The organism is Novosphingobium ovatum, assembly GCF_009909235.1.
Classification (GTDB): Bacteria; Pseudomonadota; Alphaproteobacteria; order Sphingomonadales; family Sphingomonadaceae; genus Novosphingobium; species Novosphingobium ovatum.
Map to the genome: position 1 here is coordinate 1 of NZ_JAAAPO010000010.1, position 1,578 is coordinate 1,578.

General features: G+C 64.3%; 2 protein-coding genes. Both read right to left on the reverse strand.

What is annotated here, in order from left to right:
- A partial coding sequence (locus GTZ99_RS16675; RefSeq protein ID WP_161720968.1) for an electron transfer flavoprotein subunit alpha/FixB family protein occupies positions 1 to 851 on the reverse strand: 851 nt, incomplete at its 3' end.
- A 1-nt stretch (position 852) separates the two neighbouring features.
- On the reverse strand, positions 853 to 1,578 hold a 726-nt coding region (locus tag GTZ99_RS16680; RefSeq protein WP_161720969.1), incomplete at its 5' end, for an electron transfer flavoprotein subunit beta/FixA family protein.

Sequence of the window (1,578 nt, forward strand, 5' to 3'; positions counted from 1 at the left end):
TCGCCGTCCTTGTTGATGGCGATGATGGTCTTGGAATCCTTCATGCCCGCAAGGTGTTGAATCGCGCCGGAAATACCGACCGCGATATAGACCTCGGGGGCGACGATCTTGCCCGTCTGGCCCACCTGATGGTCGTTCGACACGTAACCGGCGTCCACCGCCGCGCGCGAAGCACCAACAGCGGCGCCCAATTTGTCGGCAAAAGGCAGGATCGTGGCGGCAAAAGTCGCCGAATCCTTCAGCGCCCGCCCGCCCGACACGATCACCTTGGCGCTGGTCAGTTCGGGGCGCTCGGACTTGGCCAATTCAGCCCCGACAAAGCTGGAAAGGCCAGCGTCACCAGACACTTGCACCGATTCGACAGCGGCCGAACCGCCATTGACCGCGGCCTTGGCAAAGGCGGTGCCGCGCACGGTCAGCACCAGCTTGGCGTCGGAGGATTCAACCGTGGCGATGGCGTTGCCAGCATAGATCGGACGCTTGAACACCTTGGGCCCGTCCACCGCGATGATGTCCGAAATCTGCATGACGTCCAGCAGAGCCGCCACGCGCGGGGCGATGTTCTTGCCCGCGGTCGTGGCCGGCGCGACAAAACCGTCATAGCCCGCCATCAGACCCGCCACCAGCGGCGCAACATTCTCGGCCAGCGCCGCGCCCAGCGAGGCGTCATCGGCCAACAGCACCTTGGCCACGCCAGCGACCTGCGCGGCGGCATCAGCCACGGCGGCGCAACCCGCGCCCGCGACCAACAGATGCACATCCCCGCCCAGCGCCGCAGCAGCGCTGACAGCCGACAGGGTCGCGTCCTTCATCGACGCGTTATCATGTTCAACCCAAACAAGATTTGCCATGTTACGCGACCCCCAACTCTTTCATCTTGGCAACCAAAGCATCGACATCGGCGACCTTGACGCCGCCAGCGCGCTGCGCCGGTTCGCCCACATGCAGCACCTTCAGGCGCGGGGCGGTGTCGACGCCATAGTCAGCCGGGCTCTTGGTCGCCAGCGGCTTGGACTTGGCCTTCATGATGTTCGGCAGCGAGGCATAGCGCGGCTCGTTCAGGCGCAGGTCGGTGGTGATGATCGCGGGCAGCGACAAACGCACCGTTTCCAGCCCCGCATCCACCTCGCGCGTGACGTTGACGGCATCGCCATCGACCACCACCTGTGACGCAAAAGTACCTTGCGGACGGCCCATCAGCGCGGCCAGCATCTGGCCGGTCTGGTTGCTGTCATCATCGATCGCCTGCTTGCCCAGGATGATCAGGCCGGGGTTCTCGTCAGCGGCCACACCCTTCAGGATCTTGGCAACGGCCAGCGGCTCGCATTCCTCTTCGGTCGAGACCAGAATGGCCCGGTCCGCCCCCATCGCCAGCGCCGTGCGCAGCGTTTCCTGCGCCTTGGCCGGGCCGATCGAGACCACCACAACCTCGGTCGCAACGCCTTGTTCCTTCAGGCGAATCGCTTCCTCAACCGCGATCTCGTCGAACGGGTTCATGCTCATCTTGACGTTCGCCAAGTCCACACCCGAACCATCCGCCTTCACCCGAGGCTTCACGTTGTAATCCATCACCCGTTT